Origin of the sequence: Nannocystis exedens (assembly GCF_002343915.1) — a bacterium.
Classification (GTDB): domain Bacteria; phylum Myxococcota_A; class Polyangia; order Nannocystales; family Nannocystaceae; genus Nannocystis; species Nannocystis exedens.
In genome coordinates this window covers 2,556,684-2,576,146 of the sequence record NZ_NETK01000001.1, presented here as the reverse complement: position 1 = coordinate 2,576,146, position 19,463 = coordinate 2,556,684, and the positions used below count along the sequence as shown (strand labels likewise).

Sequence of the window (19,463 nt, the reverse complement as noted above, 5' to 3'; positions counted from 1 at the left end):
GGCCGGAGGCCTGTGCTACACCTCGCGGCCGCCATGGACGACAGCCAGAAACCGGACCTGATGGACAAGATCGTGTCGCTCTGCAAGCGACGAGGCTTCGTGTTCCAGAGCTCCGAGATCTACGGCGGGTTGCGCTCCGCCTACGACTACGGCCCGATGGGCGCGGAGCTGAAGCGCAACCTGATGAGCGAGTGGTGGCGCTTCATGGTCCACAGCCGCGAGGACGTGGTCGGCATCGACGCGTCGATCATCATGCGGCCGGAGGTGTGGCAGTCGAGCGGCCACCTCGCCAACTTCTCGGACCCGCTGGTCGACTGCAAGGTCTGCGGCGAGCGCTTCCGGGCCGACAAGGCCCCGCGCAAGGCCGAAGGCGAGGACGCGCCGATCACCCTCGGCGACAAGGGCCGGGCCAAGGCGGCGCAGGAGAAGCTGACCGAGGCGGGGGTCAAGCTGCAGCGCGACGGCAGCACGCTGACCGGCGCCAAGGCCGGCGCGGCCGGCTACGTGTGCCCGAACTGCGGCTCGCCGTTCATGAGCGACGAGCGCCGCTTCAACCTGATGTTCCGCACCAGCCTCGGCCCGGTCGACCCGATCGGCGACGTCGTCGACATCGTCCGCAAGGCGATGGCCGAGGGCGCCGACGACAAGGCGCTGCGGGCCAAGGTCGAGGGCGCGCTGGCGGCGTCGTCGGTGTACCTGCGGCCCGAGACGGCGCAGGCGATGTTCGTGCAGTTCCTGAACGTGCAGCAGAGCCTGTCGCTCAAGGTCCCGTTCGGCATCGCCCAGATGGGCAAGAGCTTCCGCAACGAGGTCACCGTCGAGCACTTCATCTTCCGCTCCTGCGAGTTCGAGCAGATGGAGTGCGAGTACTTCGTGCCGCCGGGCGAGGGCCCGAAGTACCTCGACTACTGGATGAACGAGCGCATGAAGTGGTGGCGGTCGATCGGCATCAAGGCCGACAACCTCCGCTTCCGCAAGCACGGCGACGACGAGCTCGCCCATTACTCCGACGGCTGCTACGACGTCGAGTACAAGTTCCCGTGGGGCTGGGACGAGCTCGAGGGCATCGCCAGCCGCACCGACTACGACCTCAAGGCCCACGCGGCCGGGTCCGGCAAGAAGCTGACCTACTTCGACCCCGAGGCCGTCGACCCCGAGACCGGCAAGCCCGGCCGCCACTACGTGCCGCACGTGGTCGAGCCGGCCGCCGGGGCCACGCGCGGGGTCCTGGCCGCGCTGTGCGACGCCTACGACGAGGAGCCCGGCGACGCCGACGGCAAGGGCGCGCGCACGGTGCTGCGCCTGCACCCGCGCCTGTCGCCGATCAAGGTCGGGGTGCTGCCGCTGGTCAAGAAGGACGGCATGCCGGAGGTCGCGCGCAAGGTGGTCGAGGCGTTCTTCGGCGCCGGCGTCAACGCCAAGTACGACGAGCAGCACGCGATCGGCCGCCGCTACGCCCGCCACGACGAGGTCGGCACGCCGTACTGCCTCACCGTCGACACGCAGACGCTGCAAGACGAGACGGTCACGATCCGCTACCGCGACGACCGCCGCCAGGAACGCATCAAGATCGCCGACGCGGTCGACACCGTCCGCAAGGCTCTGACGGAGACGCCATGAACACGCCCCGCATCGTCCACTGCAAGAAGCTGAAGCAGGACCTGCCGGCCCTGCCGTTCAAGCCGTTCCCCAACGAGTTCGGCCAGCTGCTCTACGACAACATCAGCCTGCAAGCGTGGCAGATGTGGATCCGCGAGTCGCCCAAGTTCATCAACACGTACCGCCTCGACCTGCAGTCGAAGGAGGGCCGCGACTTCCTCGAGAAGCAGATGCGGATCTTCTTCGGCTTCGAAGAGGGCGAGCTGGCCGACACGGCCTTCGTGCCGCGCGAGGGCTGACGCCGCGCGGGCGCGCGGCGGGTTGCGGACGCGCGCGGGCGAGCGGCGCGTCGCGGCGTCGCGTTCGTGCCGCCGGGCGGGTGACCTGGGTGCGGTGCCCTTCACCGGCAGCGACAACGGCGACGAGAGTACGCTCTTCCTCAGCGGCCACCTCGATGAGCACTCGGTCGCGGAATTCAAGGCGCTGACGGACGCACTGGTCGCCGAGGGGCGGCGTCACGTCGTCCTCGACATGTCCGGGCTGGAGAACATCGAGAGCGTGCGTTGGCCGCCATCGCCGCGGTTTACAGCACTCCCGCGAGGCCGGGGGACGTGATCGCAGCCTGCGCCCGGGACACGAAGGACGAGCGGGTCCAGTGCCAGCCCGCCAGCGAGGGCGGCTGGTCGTGCGATTGTGTCAAAAAGGGGGTCGTCGAGGCGCGTTGCTCGCCGGGGCTGACGGACCCGAACGCGGACGTGTGCCACCGGTTCAATTGCTGCCCGCGAGCGGCGTGAATCGTGGGTAATGTGAATTCGCGCAGTGATGTGATTCGCACCGCGCCGGACCACGAAATGCGCGGGGACTCAGCTCGGGCGTCGGGGCGGCAGCGGCGGGCGGTCGTCGCCGCTCGCGGCCCGGTCGAGCGCGCGCCAGGTGTGCGGGACCAGGGCGACCGCGAGCGAGCCGCCAGCGAGCGCGGCGATCACCAGGGCGCTGCGGCTCTCCGAGCTCGCCAGCGCGAGCAGCAGGGCGCAGGTGGCGGCGACCCACAGCGGGACGGTCCGCGCGAGCGACGGCGGCGGACGGGTGACGGCAGGCCGCGGCGGGCGAGGTGCCACGAGTCGCCGGCGGACGTGCCGTTCGACGAGGCCCATCAACAAAAATGGATAGAGGACGATGAGCAGCAGCAGCGGCGAGGACAGCGCCGGGTAACGCAGGACGACCCACTGGACGCCGATCGCCACCGGGACGGCGGTGGCGAGGACGAGCGGGAGGAGCAACCACTGGCGGCCGGCGTCGTTCCAGAACCACAAGGTGGGCAGCACGCCGAGCCGCTGCGGGCGATCGAGCAGGGATCGCGGGGCGGGGAGGTGGGTCATTGCTTGCCGTCGCCCGAGCAATCGCTCTTCCAGCACTTGAAGGCCGCCAGGCACTTGGCCCCGGAGGCGAGGCAGGCGGCGGTGAGCGGCTTCCAGAAATAGGCGGCCGCGCAGATGCCGATGGTGGCGCCGCAGTCCTTCTTCACGCTGCCCTTGTCGACGTCCTGGCACACGCTGGGCGGGAGCGCCAGGCTCAGCGCGGCCTGCAGGCCGGCCTCGTCGCGCTCGAGGCCGCTGTCCCACACGCCGGTGATGGCGTGGATCACGAAGTAGGCGTCGCGCCACGGGGTCGAGGCGATCAGCACGGGTTCGAGGGCGGCGTTGAGGGCGTCGGGGTCGCCGTCGACGAGCCAATCGCCGGTCGCCGGATCGAACTCGACCGCGGCCGCGGCGGCGCCGACTTCGGCGGTGTGACGCAGGCGGTGACTCGCGGCGTCCCAGCTCTGGTCGACGCGGCCGACGCCCGGAAATTCGCCGCGCACCGTCAGCGCCGCCGCGGACCATTCGACGCGGACGTGGGTGGCGTCGGGGGCGGCGAATGACATGAGCGCGCGATCGGCCGCACAGTCGGCCTGGAGCGTGTTCCCAACCCCGTCGAGGCCGGTGATGCCGCTCGCGCCCGGCGTCAGCACATAGCCGCGTGCGGCGGCGTGTTCGCTCCATTGCGCGAGCCAGGCGGCGCATGAATCAGGGGACGCCGCGGCGCCCGGCGAAGCGGCGGCGACGGCGACGAAGGACAGCCCGACGACGACCCCCGAGGTCGCGGCGAGCGAGCGGCGAGCCGTCCGCCCGCGACGAAGACCCGTGGATGCATCGGCCATGTCTCGAAGCTAATCCGGTCGCGGTGACCCGCCACGAACGACGCGCGGCGGGACAGGCGGCCGACGCCGTTCGCCTGTGAAAGCGAGGCGAAGATGGCCCGCCGACGCGAGCGAGCGGCGACGCCGAGGGCGGACGGTGAACGCGTGGGGCCTGCGCCGATTCGGGGAGGTCAGGCGAGCGAGCTGCCGACGTCGCAGCGGTCCTGTGATGAATGGTGAGGTGGGTGCAGTGAGCTGCTCCCGGGCGCATGCCGCGGCGGACGCCTCCTGCATGATCCGAAAGTCAGGCCTTCGGCGGCAGCAGATCGATCTGCACCACCTCGTCACGGCCCCGCGGCCCGCCGCGACGGCGGGTCGGACCTGTCCTGAAGGTCATGTCTTCTCGGGCGCGAGCAGGGCGGTGAGCAGCGGCAGCAGGTCGGTCTGCGTCACCTTCGCCAGGGGGTCGGGCGGCGAGCCGCGCCTGCGCTTCGCCCTTGTCCTGGGCCAATTTGAAAATCGCCGGCACGCCCACTTGCAACGTGGCCGCTCCGTCCGTCACCTCGCTGCGAGTCACCGCCAGGATTTCCGGCGATCCATCACCGTCGAGATCGCCGCGACGACCTCCTCGAGTAGGCCCGGCCGCATGGCCGTGGGCGACCCCGACGGGCCCTGCACCACCCCCAGGCGTCCGGCGGCGACCCCGACGAGCAACTCGAGCCGACGCTCAACCCGAGTCCGAGCGCGAGGGAGCCGGCGAGGATGCCGAGCCCCATCCGCAGGCCCTGCATCTGCCGAAAATCCGTCGCCAGCCGGTCGTGGAGCCGTCGCTGTTCACCCTGAAGCTTCTCCAGCCGCTCCTGAGTCTGCTGCAAGAACTCCTCGTCACGGGAGCGCCGGCCCGCGTGCGCGACCTACGGCGAATCGGAGCGCGGCCCCTCCGGGTCTCGTTGGCCGCGACATGGGCCTCCGCGTGTCGGTGCGCGCGACTCGACGCGGCCGACCGGCGCCGCGAGCGGGCGCGCGCCCGTCGCGGCCGTTGTTGTCCTCGTTCAGCCAGCCAGCTCGGACCACGGCACGAAGTCGATCTTGAACTTGTTGCCGGCGGTCGCGACGGCGAGGAAGTGTCCGGGCGCGACGGCCAGCCCGACCAGTTGGCCCGACGCGCGCGGCAGCACCCGGCGGACGCGCTTCGCCGCGCGGTGTTCTCGCGCGCCCGGCCGTGCGAGACTCCCGCGACCGTCGACCCGAACCGGCATGCCCCTGACCTTCCCTCGCACGCCGCCGCGGTCCTTCCCTTGCTGCACCTGCGCGGCGCCCGGCGCCTGCCCGCCAACGCGCTGGTCCTGGGTAGCACCGCGCCGGACCTCGTCTACCTCGTCGGCACGCTCGGCGCGGCCGCGCACCACCCCCGCGGGCTGCTCAGCTCCTGCCTGCCGGCCGGCCTCCTCGCGTTCCTCTACGTCGAGGCGCTGCTGCTGCCGGTCGTCGGCCCGTGGCTTGTCGCGTCGTCGCCGGCGCGCGCCCGCCCGACCCTCGCCCGCCTCCTCGGCCCGCGCCCCCTCCCTCGCACGTTCGGCGCCTGGCTGCTCGTGCTGCTCGCGCTGCTCGTCGGCGCCGCGACGCATCAGCTCTGGGACGGCTTCACCCACGCGTGGATGTGGCCGGCGCGGGCGCTGTATCCGACGACGACCGTCTCGCTGCTCGGTCACACGGTCCTGCTGTCGCGGGCGCTGCAGCATCTCTCGGGCGTGCTCGGCCTGGTCGTCGTGGTCGCGTACCTCCGCCGGGCCACGGCCCCCGCGCTCGCGGCGAGCGAGCCGGGCGAGCGCGCCGACGCGGCGCGGCGGCTGCTGGCCCTGCTCACGGTCCCGCTCGTCGCGGGCTGCGTCGCCGCGTTCATGCAGCTCCGCGACCCGCACCCGCTGCTCACCCGTGCGCTGTGGGACGCCGCGTGGTCGGCGACGGCGTGGTTCGCTCTGCTGCTCGGGCTCGAGTGCCTGGGCCTGCGTCTGTATCGCGCATCGCGGTAGGACGGCCCGCCCTCAATGTCCCAAGGCGCAGCGGCGCCTACCATTCGAGCCTCGCGCCCCTGGTACGACTTGATCTTCTGGACCACGCGCGCCCCCGCGAGGTCCCAGGACAGCCGTCGGAATTCGTCGCTCGCCGCGTTCCACCCCAGCCTGTGCCAGTCGGTGTCGCTGCTCGCGGACCTTCGCGTCCATGAGGTCCTGCTTCTCCTTGTTCGCCGAGCGAGCACCAAAGATCGCGGTGGCGAAGGCCGCCACGATCGCCCCGGGACGCCCGGGAGGGCGACAACCCGCCTCACAACGTCTGCGTCAGCTCGGCTTCGGAAGCCGTGACGCGCACGCTCGGCGGATCGCCCCCAGGACCGCCTGCGCGCCGATCATCGCCGCGACCGAGGCGAGACAGCCGACACCGCCGCGGACCGTGGGGTCGGTGGCCGCGCGCACCGACGCGAGCGCCGAGGTCGCGGGCTCGACGTCGACGCCGCCGACATCCAGGCGCTCGTCGTCGGCTGCCTGGCCATGCGACGCTCCGCCGGCGCTCACGACCCCGATCGCCTGCTCGCGGTCGTGCGCTGCGCGCGTGAGCGTCCGTCGTCCGGGCCGCCGACCCACCTGCCCGCTTGAGATCGCGCCGTGGACGGAGGGACCGCTGCCCTGGTCAGTCGACGCGGCGGCGCGTGCTACACACGTCCCGGTCTACCAAGGAGACGATCATGAACCTCTACGATCCCTTCGTGCCGCAGCTGATCAATACTCTGGGCCAGGCTCTCCAATGGCTCTCCAAGGCCCGGGTCCTTGCCGAGCAAAAGAAGTTCGACATCGACGTGCTCCTCGCAGCACGTCTTGCGCCGGATCAGTACCCGCTCGTGAGGCAGTTCCAGATCCTGAGCGACGGGGCCAAGTTCACGGCCGCGCGTCTCGCCGGGGTGACGCCGCCTGTCTTCGAGGACAACGAGAAGACCATCGAGGAGGTGCGCGTCCGCCTCGAGAAGACGATCGCGTGGCTGAAGACCCTCGAGCCCGCGCAATTCGAGGGCGCCGACACCCGGACCGTCACCCTGCCGTTCGCGCCGGGAAAGGGGCTCAAGGGCATCGACTTCCTGGCCAGGTTGGGCCTGCCGAACTTCTACTTCCACGCCACCACCGCCTACGCGATCCTCCGCCACAACGGCGTGGACGTGGGCAAGATGGACTTCCTCGGCGAGGTGCCGTTCTTCGACGTCTGACGTGGCTACGTCCACCGCCCTTGCTTGCCAGGCTAGGGCCGTCGAGACAGCGCCGCAGCGCATCCGGGCTCCTGTGTCGACCCGGAGCCCCCCGCCGGGCCGAGCCCTGAAGCCGGCCCCGCGGCGGCGCCGGGCGCACGATAAGATCACTGCCATGGTCACGCCTGCGCGGGGAACGTCACGGCCCCGGAGAGAATCAGCGCTCACATCGGAGGACTTGCTCGAGCAGCTCCTCTCGCTCGATCCCTGGGAGGCGACGCGCGCGGCGAAGGAGCTGCAGCGGCGCAAGGACTCCTCGGTCGCGCCGGCGCTGCCGAAGATCCTGGACGCCCGCTTGCGGATCTACCGGCGCTCGACGCAGAGCCAGAGCGAGTGCCACGCGGTGCTGGACACCCTGCAGGCTGCGGCGGCCCTCGGCGCTCTCTGCGGCGACGAGGCCGGGGCCGCGCTGTTCGCCAAGCTGAGCCGCCTCGCCTCCGTTCGCCAGCCGTGGAACATCGCCTGCGCCGCGGCGGAGCAGCTCGTGCGCTTCAAGTCGGAGCGCGCACGGGTGGAGCGTCGGTTGCTCGGTCTGCTCGCCGCCCTGCGCGAGACACCCGGCTACGAGGGGGCGAGGACGGTCGCCATCGCGGCCTTGAACGCGCTCGAGAAGATCGGCCGCCTCGCGCCGCTCGCCGAGCTGCGCGCCCGCGAACGATCGAAGCCGATCAAGGAGGCGCTCGACATCATGATGCGAAACCCCCGTCGCTCTGCGGCGAAGTGAGCGCGCCGCGCGCATCCAGTGTGCGGTCCGCGGCGGGCGTGTCCTGCACGTCGATCTCGTCCCGTGCGACGTGCCGCGGTCAGCCGGACCTGGGTCCCGTGCATATCGCCGTCGCCAGGCTGCGTGGGCTCGTCGGCGAGGTCGCCCCAGGTGACGAGGCCGAAGTCGACCACCCGCGCGCGGCCGATCTCCTCGCGGGTGAGCTCGCCCGCCGCCACGTGCGGCTCCGGCAGCCGCCGCCCCGGGGCGTCGCGGCGAGTCTCGACGAACCCGCCCGTGGGGCGGCGAGAACGGCGGCTGGGAGCTCGGCTTGAGCAGTCAGCCTCCGTCCCTCTGAGGCCACCGTGCCCAGGGGGATCACGGACAGCGGTTCCCGTCGCTCGAGAGCGCCCGCATCGCCGGACAGCTCTACGACGTCACCGCCTACCTGATCGCCATCACCGGCGACCTCCAGCGCTCGCCCCGGCAGCAGCGCGAGCAGGAGCTCAAGCAGCAGCGGCGATCGCCCCGCTGCCACGAGCTCGCCGAGGTCGACAAGAAGCCGCCCGCTGCCCACGAACACCCCGTCCTACCCGGCCGGCACCTCGGGCCTCACCAGAACTTCCACCACGGCTTGCTAGCGCTTCATCGGCACCTTCGTGGCCTTCGCAGACGGCGTGGCCTCGCCGGCGGCCTTGGCCTGCCGCTCCATCCTCGCGAGCAGGTCGCGATTCATGCCGTTGTTCTGCGCGAGCGCCAGACCATCCGCGCTTTGAAGGAGCTCACCTTCCGCGAGGAGCTGCTCGCATACTGCACGCGTGCGAGCGACGTCCCACGGAGGACGAGCCTCGGCGAGGTGACGTTCGATGTCGGAGCGGCTCATGAACCCGACGTCGGGAAGGAAGTACATCACACCGGCCCAATCGTCGTTGAGGTCGGGCTCGGCGGCGGGCTCGTTCGCCTCCTCGTCTCTGCGCTTCCGGGCGGCGCTCCGCAGGCGCTTCGACGAGGTCACTTTTCCGCCCTTGTCGACCGAGACGGTGATGACCGCATAATTGGCAGAAGCCGCTTCGACCAGGTCGAGATCGATTCCCTCGATATCCCGTTTGCGGAGGTGTTTCGCGAAAGCTGCAAGCCCGCGCTCGTCCCAAATCAGCTTCCAGCCCGGCCACACCCGCGCGACGTGCCTCAGGTACTTGGCGGGATCGCGATTCAGCGCGGCGGCGCATGCAGCGCTCTCTTCGTCGAGAGACTGCAGGTCGGCACCGACGTCGCCGAATCCCATCATGACCACCTCGTCGAAGTCGAGCAAGAAGCCAGCCTCGGCGAAGCCTGAAGGCATGAGCCCGCCGGCTTCCTCCAGTGCCTCCACCCACTTGCGCGAAGCCGCGGGCCCTTCTTGGAGCACGAGCGCGCATTCGAGCGCAGCCCACTGATCGGCGAAGACGCGCGCGACCCGATGCTCGATGACGACGAAGTTGGCGCGGTGACCCATGCGCCACGGATGCTAGTGCCGCGCGGTGGAATTTTCACGGGATTCCGGAGAGCATTCGTGACACGAGCTCCTGCTCCTGCTCGTGAACCTCCATCTTCACCTCGGCGAGTGCTGGAGGAGGTGAAGGAGCGGGAGCAGGTAGCGACGACTACTTGACGGTGAGGAGGGCGTAGAGGCGCTGGGCGACGGGGAGGCACCGGTGGATGTCAGCGACCTCGGCGTCCCGAGCAGCGTGGCGTAGCCGTCAGCACGCTCGACTACGCGCCGTCGTCGGCCTCGAGCTCGGCCCGCCGCCCACGGCTGCCCCCTCCCGGGGCACCGCCGACCTGCCACGCGGCCTCGACCTGGAGTCGTGCCTGTGGAGCTCCAGGCGTCCTGCTGTTCCGCTGACCGCGTGCCTCCCCGGGCGACGCGCTCGACCCCGTGCGGCCTCGTGGCCCTGCCGGGCGCGACTTCCCGTCGAGTTCGTGGAGTTCGTCATGACTTCACCGCGCGTTCGCCGCTCTCGAGACCGCAGGTCTCGTCGGGCGGTGCACACTGACTGCAGGTTTTTCGCGCCTTGAGGCTGCCACCCGGCCGAGGAGTGGCGCCGCGTTCGCAGCAGCCGCGGTCGCCTCGCACGCACAACGAACGGAGCTCGCGGAGCCTACGACCTGCAACGGTCGTCATACCCGAAGTAGTCGTCCTCGCCGTCGAACCTTGGTCAACCTTCGAGCAACGCCCGTCCGCTCGCGCCCAGTTGCGCCTCGCGGCAGAGCAGCACCCCGTGGGGCCCGCGCAGGTCGTCGAGGACGAGCGGCACCTGCGTCACCACCGGCCACGGCGCGCCGGCGGAGATCAGCGTGGCCAGCGGGAGGCCCGCATCACGGCGTCCAGCTTGGCGCGGTCGGTCGACTGGAACGGCGCGAGCGGATACATGCCGGTCACGGGCAGTTCTGCGAGGTGACGGTCTCGCCGGTGACCGGCACGCCGTCGTCGGGCACGTCCTCGAAGGACACGGCGATCGACTGGCAGAAGCCGCCGCCGCAATTCTCCTGGCGGGCGACGTGCGCGTGCGGGCCGGTCGACCAGCCGGTCGAGCCGGTCAGGCCGACGACGCTGCCGCGCGGGACGACCTGGCCGAGGCTGACCTGGACGGCGCTCAAATGCGCGTACACCGAGCCGGTGCCGTCACCATGCAGCAGCGTCACGTAATTGGTGTACGGGTTGCACTCCTGGCCGCCGCCGTTGTAGCAGGGGTCGCCCGGCTTGGTGTCGCCGTACAGGCTGCTGACCGTGCCGTCGGCGATCGCCACCAGCGGGGTGCCGGTCGCCAGCGAAAAATCGAACGCGTAGGCCGAGTTGCCCTGGTGGCTGAAGTCGCCGAAATTGCCCTGGGTGACGGTGGTGCTGGTGCCGCACTGCAGCGGCAGGAAGAAGCCGTCCTCGTCCGGCGGCCGCTGCTCGGGGATGCACTCGACGAAGCTGCCGAACACGTAGCCCTCGGGCCACGGGCCGTCGATCCGGTACCACGTGTCCTCGCCGTCGATGTTCTCGCCCTGGACGATCGCCAGGACGTCGTGGACCGAGCCGTTGGTCACGGTGCCGATCGCGGCCATCGCGGTCGACGGGGTCGGCCGGACGTTGAGCACGTCGTTCGGGGTGACGACGCGGATCTGCGGGCACGGGTCGAGCGGCTCGCCGGTGGTGCCCGTGGTGGTGCCGGGGTCGGTGGTCGAACCGGTCGTCGTCGGATCGAGGGTGGTGGTCGTCACCTCGCCCGGGTCGGTGGTGCCCTGCGTCGTGGTGGTCGACGTCGGCTCGGGCTGCCCGGTGGTGGTGGTCGTGTCGGGCTCGCCCCCGGTGGTGTCGCTGCTCTCGCCCGCGTTGGTGAAGAACGGCGAGCTCGCCGAGTCGGTCGCCTGCGGCTCGCCTCCGGTGGCGCATGCGGTGCTGAGGACGACGAGCGCGAGCCAGGGGCGCGGACGGACGTGCATCCTTCGGGGGTACTCGAAAGCGCGCACGAATTCAAGCCTCGCGCCCGCGCCGGCAGACGTCCGCGCGGGCTGCTGCGACCTGTATCCGAGGGCATGGTGATGCAGACATGCTCAAGGGAGCATGTCGTATCAAGCATGTCCGAAGGGAAAGACGCGGCTTTCAGTCGTTGGGCGGCTCGAACGAGAGCTGGGCCTGCCGCAGCTCGTCGCGCACGCCGGGGTAGGCGGGGGCGGGGGCCATGGCGACGACGTGGAAGGCGCGCAGGCCGAGGACGTAGATGGCGTAGTCGATCTCGAAGGCGCCCTCGGCCCCGGCCACGCTGGCGTGGAGGATCTGGCCGCTGACGTGGGTGCCGGCGAGCGGCTCGTCGGGGTGGAAGCTGGCGGTGGGCCAGCTGCTGCGCAGGCGCTCGGGCATCTGCTGCATCAGCGCCGCGGCGGTGGTCTCCTCGCCGAGCGGCTCGAGCACGACGGTGAGGTGGGCGTCGACGTCGGGCCGCAAGATCCACCGGTCGCTGTCGGGGTTCTGCTGCGCCAGCATCTCCGGCGAGGCGGCGATCCAGCGCTCGTTCGGCGCGGTGATGGCGTAGGGCGCGGCGGCGCCGACCACCCGCCCGGCCCCCTTCGGCAGGGCGGCGCTGGCGGGCAGGACGAACGACTCGAGCGCGGCGCGCAGCTCGGGCTCGACGGCGGCGAAGTTGTGCGCGCCGGTGAAGCCGATGAGCTGATAGGCCGAGCCGTAGGCGGTGACGAGGCCGGCGAGATAGTCGATGTGCTGGCCGTCGACGGTGGCGCGCATGCGCAGCAGCTTGCCGGTGTCGGGGTAGCCGGGCAGCGGGGCGGCGTCGAGCAGCTCGAAGTCGCTGGCGGCGCCGCGCATGTTGCCGACGACGGTGTCGACGAACGGGGCCAGCGGGACCATGGTGTCGGGCACGCGCTCGGCGATGATGAGGAGGTGCGCGTCGAGGTCGGGGCGGATCAGCCAGCGATCGGCGAGCGGGTTGTCCCGCCGGGCGGCCTCGTCGGTGCGCAAGAACCAGCGATCCGAGGGGGCGCGCAGGCGGTAGTCGACGAGCCCGCCGACGACCTCGCCCGCAGGCTCCCCGGCCAGCTCGCCGCGGGCGCTGAGCACGGCGCGGGCGATCGGGTTCTGGCCGGACAGGACGATGTAGACGCCGAGGCCCTCGAGCACGAGGTAGAAACCGAACAGCAGCGCGGCGAGGCCGATCCGCAGCCTCCTCGGGTGGCCGACGAGCAGCAGCAGGAACGCGACGCTGACCCCGACCTGCATGCCGGCGGCCAGCCAGTCGCCCGCGAACGCCCGCATCAGCGTGAACAGCAACAGGCCGAGGCCGACGCGGATGATGCTGAGCCCCACGGCGCCGGTGCTGCCGCTCACGAGGCTGACGCCGAGAGCGATGTCGATGAGCGCGGTGACCGGAAAGCTCGGGGTCAGCAGGTCGGGCTTGGCCTGCTCCGGCATCAGGAAGGTCTCGGCCAGGACCAGGACGGCGTTGACGATCATCAAGCCGCCGGCGATCCGCGGGCCGGTGGAGGCCTTGAGCCCGAGCGCGACCTCGTCGAATGGAGTGCCGGGAAGGTTCACGATCGCCAGCGTATCCGCCCGCCGCCAGGCCGACAAGCGCGGGTTCGCCCCGCACGCGCGCGGGCGCGGCACCAGGGGCGCGAACGCGAGGGCGAACGGGGACGATCAGGCGAACTGCGCTGCGGCCGAGGTGAGGCGGGTGCCCGGACCTCGCCGGATCGCGAGAGGGCCGGCAGATCGATGGCCGTGGAGCGCGATCACCACGTCGCTGATCTTGCGGCTGGGGGACGTGCACCGTCGGGCGCGGATGACGAGCTCAATCTCGAAGCCGCCGTCGTCGTGGAGGAGGGCGTGACTGTGACCGAGGAGGTCGACGCCGACGACGAGGTCGAGATCGCCGTCGGCGTCGAGGTCTTCGGCCTCGATCACGCAGGTGCTGTCGGGCTCTTCGAGGACCCGGCGCACTCGCTGAAGCCCGTGCCCTCGTCGTTGCGGAGGAGCTGATTCGGCTGGGTGGGCGACGGCGCCGCGGCTGTCGGCGAAGACGAGGTCGACGAAGCCGTGGCGTCGACCTCGTCTTCTGCGACACACTGCCGATGCCGGGCTGGATCGATCTGCCACAGCGCCGCCTCGGTGGCCGAGGGAATGGACGCGAAGATCTCGGCGAGCGGCGACGCGATACGACGACCTGCACCGTCGGTCGACGCGTCGATGAGGTCCCTCGAACGCGCAAGGATGTGCGGCGCTTGCGGGTCGCTCAAGAATCGAGGGAGGGCGAGTGCAGGGGGTGAATGCGAGTGCGACGGACGCCGGTCGAGCGGATCGCTCCGGTGCTGCGACCAAGGCCTACCTCGATCGCGGCGGCCCGACATCGGCGCGAGGAGCTGCGCCGAGCGGATCGCTCCGGCGGGAGTCATCGCCCTCGTGGGTGAGTGAACAGCGATCGGTGAAAGCCTCGTCGGCCGCCGGCTCGGGCCGAGTGCGAAGGCGAGGCTGCGACGCGAGCCCGCCGAAGATCCAGCGGGACACGTGCGACCGGCATGGCGGCTGTTGAAACGAGGTGGGGCGATTTCGCGCATGACGCGCGGGGACGCTTGGTGGCAAGCTCGGGGGTCGAAGCGGGGGATCGGCGGCGCGGCCGCTTGACGCCCTACTACACGTGTAGTACTACGGCTGTCGTTCATGAGCGAGTCACACCAACTCAGCGATCTGCAGCTCGGCCTGCTGCGGATCTTGTGGGACCGCGGCGAGGCGACCGCGACCGATGTCCACACGGCCTTGCTCGAGCAGGATCGCGAGCTGGCGCCGACCACGGTGTCGACGATGCTGTCGCGGCTCGAGAAGAAGGGCACGGTGACGCACCGCGTCGAGGGGCGACAGTTCATCTATCGCGCGCTCGTCAGCGAGGACGAGGTCCGGCGCTCGATGCTGTCGCGGGTGACCGATTACTTCTTCGGCGGCGACGTGTCGGCGCTCGTCAGCCACCTGGTCGAGGACAGGGACGTCGATCCGGACGACGTCGCGCGCCTCAAGCAGCTCCTGGCCCAGAGATCCGGCGACGCGGAGGACGACGATGCTTGACCCTGCAGCCTCTCTCGCCGGCCCGGCGGTCCACACGATGGTGAGCTGGCTGGGCACGTACTTCGTGCACAGCTCGGTGCTGATCGGCGGGGTGTGGGCCTTCACCCGCTTCCTCCCGCTCGACTCGCTGACCCGCAGCCTGTTGTGGAAGATGTCGCTGGTCGGCGGGCTGTTCACGGCGACGCTGCAGACGGGGCTCGGGGTGGAGCCGCTGCTGGGCAGCGTCCACGTCGAGGCCGGCTCGCTCGCGCCGGCCGAGGTGGCGCCGGCGCCGGCCACCGCGATCGCACCGCCGCCTCCGCAGGTCGTCGAGTTCGCGGCGCCGGTGATGAGGCCGCAGCTGCACGGTTGCGCCGGCTGCGAGCCGCAGGTGATGATGCTGTCCGACGAGGGCGTGACGGCGGTGTTCGCCGCGCCCGCGCACGTGCGGATCGAGCACGCGGCGCTCGTCGAGCCGGTGGCGATGATCGAGCCGGCGGTGTTCGCTGCGCCGGCGATCGTGCCGGCGATGGCTCCGCCGGGCCCGCCGGCCCCGCCGATCGCGGCTCCGGCGCCGCCGGTCGAGTCGCAGGCGGGGGTGGCGGCGTGGGTGTTCGCCGCGCTGTTCGGACTGGGGGCGACCGCCTCGCTCGGCCGGCTCGGGGTGACGGCGATCCGGCTGCGCCGCGGCCTCCGCGGGCGCACGCCGCTGCGCCAGGGGCCGCTGCGCGAGCGGCTGCAGCGGCTGATGGCGCACGTACGTGTCCCTCAGGACAGTGTCCGTTTGACCATGTCCGAACGGGTAGGTTCGCCGATGGCCCTGGCCAACCGCGAGATCGTGGTGCCCGCGCGGGCGCACGGGCTGGCGCCGCGCCAGCAGGAGGCGATGCTGGCCCACGAGCTGGCCCACGTGCTGCGCCGTGACCCGGCCTGGCAGGTGCTGGCGTCGGTGCTCGAGGCGGCGCTGTTCTTCCAGCCGCTCAACCGGGTGGCCCGCCGCGGGATGCAGGAGGCGGCCGAGGAGCTGTGTGACGACTGGGCGGTCCGCCACACCGGCTCGGGGCTGCACCTGGCGCGCTGCCTGACCGAGGTGGCGCAGTGGCCCGGGCGTTCGGACCTGGCCGGGAAGTTCGCCAGCCCGATGGCGGGCAAGAGCTCGCTGCTGGTGCGCCGGGTCGAGCGCCTGCTCGACGCCCGCGAGCGCGAGCGCGGCCGCTGGGCCCGGCGCTGGCGCGGGCTCCTGGGCGCGGCGCTGCTGGCGACGGTGGGCCTCGGCGCGCCGGGGCTGTCGCTGTCGGTCGCGCGCGCCGAGGTGCCCGAGCCGCCGGTGCCAGCCGATCCGCCGGAGCTGATGCCGGAGCCGGTGTTCGCGGCGATGCCCGCGGCGCCGACGACGGTGCTCGGCGTGGCTCCCACTCCGCCCGCGCCGCCGACGACGGTGCTCGGCGCCCCGCCGACGCCGCCGATGGCGGCGATGCCGGGCGTCGCACCGACGCCGCCCGCGCCCTCGGAGGCGGTCGACGGCTCGCCGACGGCGAAGCAGCGCCGCGCGGTGCGCAAGGCCGAGCGGCACGAGCGGAAGGCGGCCGAGCTGCGCGAGCAGGGGCAGCCGGGCTCGTCGGTCCAGGTGTTCGTGCCGACGCCGAACTACGTGCTGCGGGCGCCGGGCTTGCGCGTCGGGCCGCCGCCGCCGCCGCCTCCGCCGCACGCGGTCGGCCCCGTGCCGCCCGTACCGCCGACGCCGCCGGCGCCGCCAGCGCCGCCGGCGTACCGCTTCACGGTGGACGACGATGACGAGCACGACGACGACAGCTGTGCGGATGACCATGGCGCGTCGCGCCGGCACGTGGTCGTGGTGCCGCGGGTGCCGGAGAAGCTGCTGCGCGAGGGCGGGAAGGCGGCGGTCCAGGCCAAGGTGATCGACGCCAGGCAGCTCCGCGACCTCGAGCGCGCGGCGGCGGCGATCGCCAAGCAGGCGAGCAAGCTCGACGCGGCCAAGATCGAGGAGCTCAAGCGCCGCGCCGAGGCGCTGGCCCGCCGCGCGCCGGAGCTCAGCTCGCAGCAGCTCGCCGAGCTGACCGGGCGGGCCGAGAAGATCGCCGCCGAGGTCGAGCGCAAGGTGGAGCACCTCGACCTGTCCGGCCTCGCCGACGCGCTCGAACACCTCGACGTCGACGGCATCGCCGACGAGGTGGAGCGCGAGGTGGAGCGCTCGCTGCGAGCGTCCGCCCGCGAGCACGGCCGGGCCCAGGCCGAGGCGGAGCGCGAGCTGCGTCGCGCCGAGCGCGAGCGCCAGCGGGCGCTCGAGGACGCGCGGCGGGTCCAGCGTGAGGCCCAGCGCGAGGCGCTGAGCGAGCAGCGCCGCGTCGACCGCGAGCGCCTGCAGGTCGAGGCCGAGGGCCGCCGCGTCCAGGCCGAGGCCCGCCGCGCGGCCGAAGAGGCCAAGCGGGTCCAGAGGGCCCGCATCCGCGCCGGCGAGGCGGTCCGCCGCGAGGTCGACCTGGCGCTGCGCGACGGGGTGATCGACGCCGAGGAGCAGCGCCGGATCGAGGAGGCGGCCCGCAAGGCCGGCGGGTAGCGCGGTCGGGTGTGGTCCGAAGGACAGGCGCGAGAGGACAGGTCTGAAAGGACATGTGCTGGAGAGCCTGCTCTCCAGCGCATGTCCTTTGGGGCATTCTTCGCTACCCCGCTCAAAGCGGGGTGAGGACGGCGTGGCCGTGACCGGTGCGGACGCCGGGCTCGGTGAAGGCGTTGACGGGGATGCCGAGGTAGGACGAGCCGCCGCCGCTACCGCCGTGGGTGTTGCCCCGCGCCCCGGGGCCGCCGAAGCCGACGCCGCCGGGGCTGTCGAACGGCCGCGCGCGCCGGGCTTCGAGCATGTCGACATGCACATGTCCCTTGAGTCATGTTTGCAAAAAAGTTGTAACGCGGTTCGCAGCGCCGACGGGCGGAGCGGGGCGGTCGCCCGAGCATCACGTCGCCGGGTTCGAAGCCGTGGTGGACAGACACTTGCAGATGAATCGAGGGCTTCGGGCCGGCCGCGTCGCTGCCGCTGGCGATCGCCGCGCCGCTCGGCTTCGTCGTCGCCGACGGGGTGGCCTACGCGATCCACCGGGTGTCGCACGAGCACCCGCTGCTGTGGCGCATGCACGCGCTGCATCACTACCCGCGCGAGCTCTACGCGCTGATGTCGACGGTCAACGCGCCATTGCTGGTGTTCTTCTTCCGCACGCTGCCGGTGCTGGCGCTGGTGGCCTGCGGGTTCGCGCCGGACGTGATCTTCGCGTGCGCGATGTTCGACACGGCGCTCGGGCTGTCGTCGCACACCGGGGTCGACATGCGCAATCCGTGGCTGTCCCGATTTCGGAATACGCCGGAGGTGCATCGCTTGCACCACAGCGCCGATCCGGCGCAGATCGGCAACCACTCGCTGCTGCTGACGCTGTGGGACCACCTCGGCGGGACGTACGTGGCGCCGGGGCCGGCGGTGCCGACGCTGGGCCTGAGCCAGCCCGCGAGCATGCGGCGCACGTGGCTGGAGTTGTTGCTGCTGCGCCGGCCGTGAGCGCGCTTCACTGGACCGCTCCGCTCGAGCGGCGCCGAATCGTCGGGGCGCGGGGGCGCCGGTCGAGGTCGTATGACCGGATGGACATGTCGAAGTAGACATGCGCGGAAAAGCATGTCCTCATGGACAGCTACCGCAGGCCGGCTTCGATCTGGGCGAACAGCGCGCGCCATTGCTCGTGCTCGCCGCTCGGGCCGCTCATCGTCCACGCCGCCTGGCTCGAGACGTCGCGCTCGCCGTCGTAGAGGCGCGGGGCGGCGATCACGCGGGTGTGGCTTGGGTCGACGCGGACGAGCCGGAGGTCGTACTGGCGGTACAGCACGGCCGAGCTGGTGCCCTCGAGGCCGAGGCTGGCGCGCACGCCGTATTGCTTGCGGGCGGTGGTGATCCGGCCCTCGGCGGCGCCGACGAAGAGGAGCTGGTAGCCGAGCGCCGGCAGGGCGTCGCGGGCGGCGGCGAAGGTCGCCTCGTAGGGGGCGGCGAAGGTGCGGGTGCCGAACGACTGCTGCTCGCTCTCGGTGAGGTGCGTGCGGTGGCTGAGACAGCCGAGGAGCAGGACGGCGAGGAGCCACGGCGCGAGGCGCGAGAGGACCGACCAGGGCTGCACGCGGCGAGGGTCGCACGAGCGGGGGACGGGGAGAAGCTGGCGTGCCGCGGCCGGAGCAGGGGCGCTCGCGCTCGGTGAGGCGCGCTCGAGCGGGTCCGATCAGGGGCTCGAAGGCGGGGGAGGCGCGAGCGTCAGCCCTGGTGCGAGGGCTCGCGCCTGCTGCCCGCGAGGTGGGGGAGGCGAGAGCGTCAGCCCCGGTGCGACGGCTCGCGCCGAACGCGAGGGCGACGGCGCCGGATGCGAGGGCGTCGGGTGAGGCGAGAGGGTTCAGCCTCGGTGCGACGCCTCGCGCCGACCGCGGGGTCGACGGCGCAGGATGCGAGGGCTCGCGTTCAGCCGCTACCGACCGCCTCGGACAGGTTGTGCATCAACTTGGCCAGCACGCGCTTCGTCTCGGACTGGATGATCGCCTCGGGGACGGCGACGTTGGGCATCGTGCGAGTCCTGAACGTGACCGTCGAGCCGCCGGCGGCGGCGTCCTCGACCACCCACTCGTTCCAGTACTCGACGAAGTGCTCCGAGGCGACGAGCGTCTCTTTCCAGCCGTGCGCGGTGGGGCAGCGGCGCGTCTCGAGCTCGAAGGGCGAGAGCATGCCGCGGGTCTTGAGCTTGACGCGCTCGCAGCTGCCGTCGGGGGTGGCCTTGGCCGACACGGTGAAGGGCGAGAGGCCGTGCGAGCGCTCGGCGCTGCCGAGGACCTGGCGCACGGCGGCGGGCGCGGCGGCGAGGGTCATGCTGGCGACGACTTCGCCCTTGGCGGTGATCTTGGTGGAAACTTTCGGCGCCTCGGCGGCGGCGTCGGCGGTCGAAGCGGCCACGATCGCGGCCGCGGCGACGGCGGACAGCGCCCAGCGAGTCATACCGACGGGGAGGGTTGTCACGCGAGCGGCGGTCATCGAGCCCAAACTATAGCGCCGAATGTCTATTCCGGGCCCGGG

At 71.8% G+C, this 19,463-nt stretch carries 20 protein-coding genes; 9 read left to right on the top strand and 11 right to left on the bottom strand.

Going from position 1 to position 19,463, the window contains the following annotated elements; translation table 11 throughout:
• Positions 1 to 33 precede the first annotated feature (33 nt).
• The 3 genes from NAEX_RS10040 (at position 34) to NAEX_RS10030 (ending at position 2,214) form a co-directional block, all read left to right on the top strand.
• Positions 34 to 1,620, top strand: coding sequence for a glycine--tRNA ligase (locus NAEX_RS10040; protein ID WP_096327289.1), 1,587 nt, complete (start codon positions 34 to 36; stop codon positions 1,618 to 1,620).
• Entirely contained in the window at positions 1,617 to 1,898 is a 282-nt protein-coding gene (locus NAEX_RS10035) for an oxidative damage protection protein (protein WP_096327288.1), read from the top strand. The genes NAEX_RS10040 and NAEX_RS10035 overlap by 4 nt, the downstream gene beginning before the upstream one ends.
• A 94-nt stretch (positions 1,899 to 1,992) precedes the next feature.
• Positions 1,993 to 2,214, top strand: a complete 222-nt coding sequence (locus tag NAEX_RS10030; RefSeq protein WP_100793238.1) for an STAS domain-containing protein — start codon at positions 1,993 to 1,995, stop codon at positions 2,212 to 2,214.
• A 248-nt stretch (positions 2,215 to 2,462) separates the two neighbouring features.
• Here the strand turns inward: NAEX_RS10030 and NAEX_RS10025 are convergent, their stop codons facing one another.
• From NAEX_RS10025 to NAEX_RS49945, 3 genes are all read right to left on the bottom strand, one after another.
• Positions 2,463 to 2,978 carry a hypothetical protein gene (locus tag NAEX_RS10025; protein ID WP_096327286.1) on the bottom strand — a complete coding sequence of 172 codons (516 nt, stop codon included), beginning with the start codon at positions 2,976 to 2,978 and terminating at the stop codon, positions 2,463 to 2,465.
• Positions 2,975 to 3,799 carry a hypothetical protein gene (locus tag NAEX_RS10020; RefSeq protein WP_143140945.1) on the bottom strand — a complete coding sequence of 275 codons (825 nt, stop codon included), beginning with the start codon at positions 3,797 to 3,799 and terminating at the stop codon, positions 2,975 to 2,977. Before NAEX_RS10020 ends, NAEX_RS10025 begins: the two co-directional genes overlap by 4 nt.
• A 1,031-nt stretch (positions 3,800 to 4,830) precedes the next feature.
• Positions 4,831 to 5,037, bottom strand: a complete 207-nt coding sequence (locus tag NAEX_RS49945) for a hypothetical protein (RefSeq protein WP_170135613.1) — start codon at positions 5,035 to 5,037, stop codon at positions 4,831 to 4,833.
• Here NAEX_RS49945 and NAEX_RS47590 point away from each other — a divergent pair.
• From NAEX_RS47590 to NAEX_RS10000, 3 genes are all read left to right on the top strand, one after another.
• Positions 4,981 to 5,811 carry a DUF4184 family protein gene (locus NAEX_RS47590; protein ID WP_256254086.1) on the top strand — a complete coding sequence of 277 codons (831 nt, stop codon included), beginning with the start codon at positions 4,981 to 4,983 and terminating at the stop codon, positions 5,809 to 5,811. The genes NAEX_RS49945 and NAEX_RS47590 overlap by 57 nt on opposite strands.
• 710 nt (positions 5,812 to 6,521) lie before the next feature.
• Complete coding sequence (locus NAEX_RS10005; protein WP_096327282.1) at positions 6,522 to 7,034, top strand: DUF1993 domain-containing protein; 513 nt, start codon at positions 6,522 to 6,524, stop codon at positions 7,032 to 7,034.
• A 217-nt stretch (positions 7,035 to 7,251) separates the two neighbouring features.
• Positions 7,252 to 7,797, top strand: a complete 546-nt coding sequence (locus NAEX_RS10000; RefSeq protein WP_096327281.1) for a hypothetical protein — start codon at positions 7,252 to 7,254, stop codon at positions 7,795 to 7,797.
• 616 nt (positions 7,798 to 8,413) lie between these two features.
• On the opposite strand, the gene NAEX_RS09990 is transcribed toward NAEX_RS10000, so the two are convergent.
• The 5 genes from NAEX_RS09990 to NAEX_RS47585 form a co-directional block, all read right to left on the bottom strand.
• Positions 8,414 to 9,271: a hypothetical protein gene (locus NAEX_RS09990; protein ID WP_096327279.1), complete on the bottom strand. Its 858-nt coding sequence runs from the start codon at positions 9,269 to 9,271 to the stop codon at positions 8,414 to 8,416.
• A 923-nt stretch (positions 9,272 to 10,194) separates the two neighbouring features.
• Positions 10,195 to 11,247 (bottom strand): M23 family metallopeptidase, encoded by a 1,053-nt coding sequence (locus NAEX_RS09985; protein WP_096327278.1) that lies wholly within the window; start codon positions 11,245 to 11,247, stop codon positions 10,195 to 10,197.
• A gap of 160 nt (positions 11,248 to 11,407) precedes the next feature.
• Entirely contained in the window at positions 11,408 to 12,853 is a 1,446-nt protein-coding gene (locus tag NAEX_RS09980; protein WP_143140946.1) for a hypothetical protein, read from the bottom strand.
• 105 nt (positions 12,854 to 12,958) lie between these two features.
• A complete protein-coding gene (locus NAEX_RS09975) occupies positions 12,959 to 13,222 on the bottom strand; it encodes a hypothetical protein (RefSeq protein WP_100793241.1) in 264 nt (87 codons plus the stop codon).
• Positions 13,219 to 13,554, bottom strand: a complete 336-nt coding sequence (locus NAEX_RS47585) for a hypothetical protein (protein ID WP_100793242.1) — start codon at positions 13,552 to 13,554, stop codon at positions 13,219 to 13,221. Before NAEX_RS47585 ends, NAEX_RS09975 begins: the two co-directional genes overlap by 4 nt.
• 421 nt (positions 13,555 to 13,975) lie before the next feature.
• On the opposite strand from NAEX_RS47585, the gene NAEX_RS09970 reads away from it, so the two are divergent.
• Positions 13,976 to 14,374 carry a BlaI/MecI/CopY family transcriptional regulator gene (locus tag NAEX_RS09970; protein WP_096327275.1) on the top strand — a complete coding sequence of 133 codons (399 nt, stop codon included), beginning with the start codon at positions 13,976 to 13,978 and terminating at the stop codon, positions 14,372 to 14,374.
• Positions 14,367 to 16,931 (top strand): M56 family metallopeptidase, encoded by a 2,565-nt coding sequence (locus NAEX_RS09965; RefSeq protein ID WP_143140947.1) that lies wholly within the window; start codon positions 14,367 to 14,369, stop codon positions 16,929 to 16,931. The genes NAEX_RS09970 and NAEX_RS09965 overlap by 8 nt, the downstream gene beginning before the upstream one ends.
• Positions 16,932 to 17,043: 112 nt before the next feature.
• On the opposite strand, the gene NAEX_RS09960 is transcribed toward NAEX_RS09965, so the two are convergent.
• Complete coding sequence (locus NAEX_RS09960) at positions 17,044 to 17,232, bottom strand: hypothetical protein (RefSeq protein ID WP_096327273.1); 189 nt, start codon at positions 17,230 to 17,232, stop codon at positions 17,044 to 17,046.
• Positions 17,233 to 17,372: 140 nt separating this feature from the next.
• Between NAEX_RS09960 and NAEX_RS09955 the strand changes: the two genes are divergently transcribed.
• Positions 17,373 to 17,918 carry a sterol desaturase family protein gene (locus NAEX_RS09955; protein ID WP_096327272.1) on the top strand — a complete coding sequence of 182 codons (546 nt, stop codon included), beginning with the start codon at positions 17,373 to 17,375 and terminating at the stop codon, positions 17,916 to 17,918.
• A 130-nt stretch (positions 17,919 to 18,048) separates the two neighbouring features.
• Here the strand turns inward: NAEX_RS09955 and NAEX_RS09950 are convergent, their stop codons facing one another.
• Both NAEX_RS09950 and NAEX_RS09945 read right to left on the bottom strand, forming a co-directional pair.
• Positions 18,049 to 18,525 (bottom strand): hypothetical protein, encoded by a 477-nt coding sequence (locus NAEX_RS09950; RefSeq protein WP_096327271.1) that lies wholly within the window; start codon positions 18,523 to 18,525, stop codon positions 18,049 to 18,051.
• Between the two features lie 332 nt (positions 18,526 to 18,857).
• Complete coding sequence (locus NAEX_RS09945; RefSeq protein ID WP_143140948.1) at positions 18,858 to 19,421, bottom strand: SRPBCC family protein; 564 nt, start codon at positions 19,419 to 19,421, stop codon at positions 18,858 to 18,860.
• Between the last annotated feature and the right edge of the window lie 42 nt (positions 19,422 to 19,463).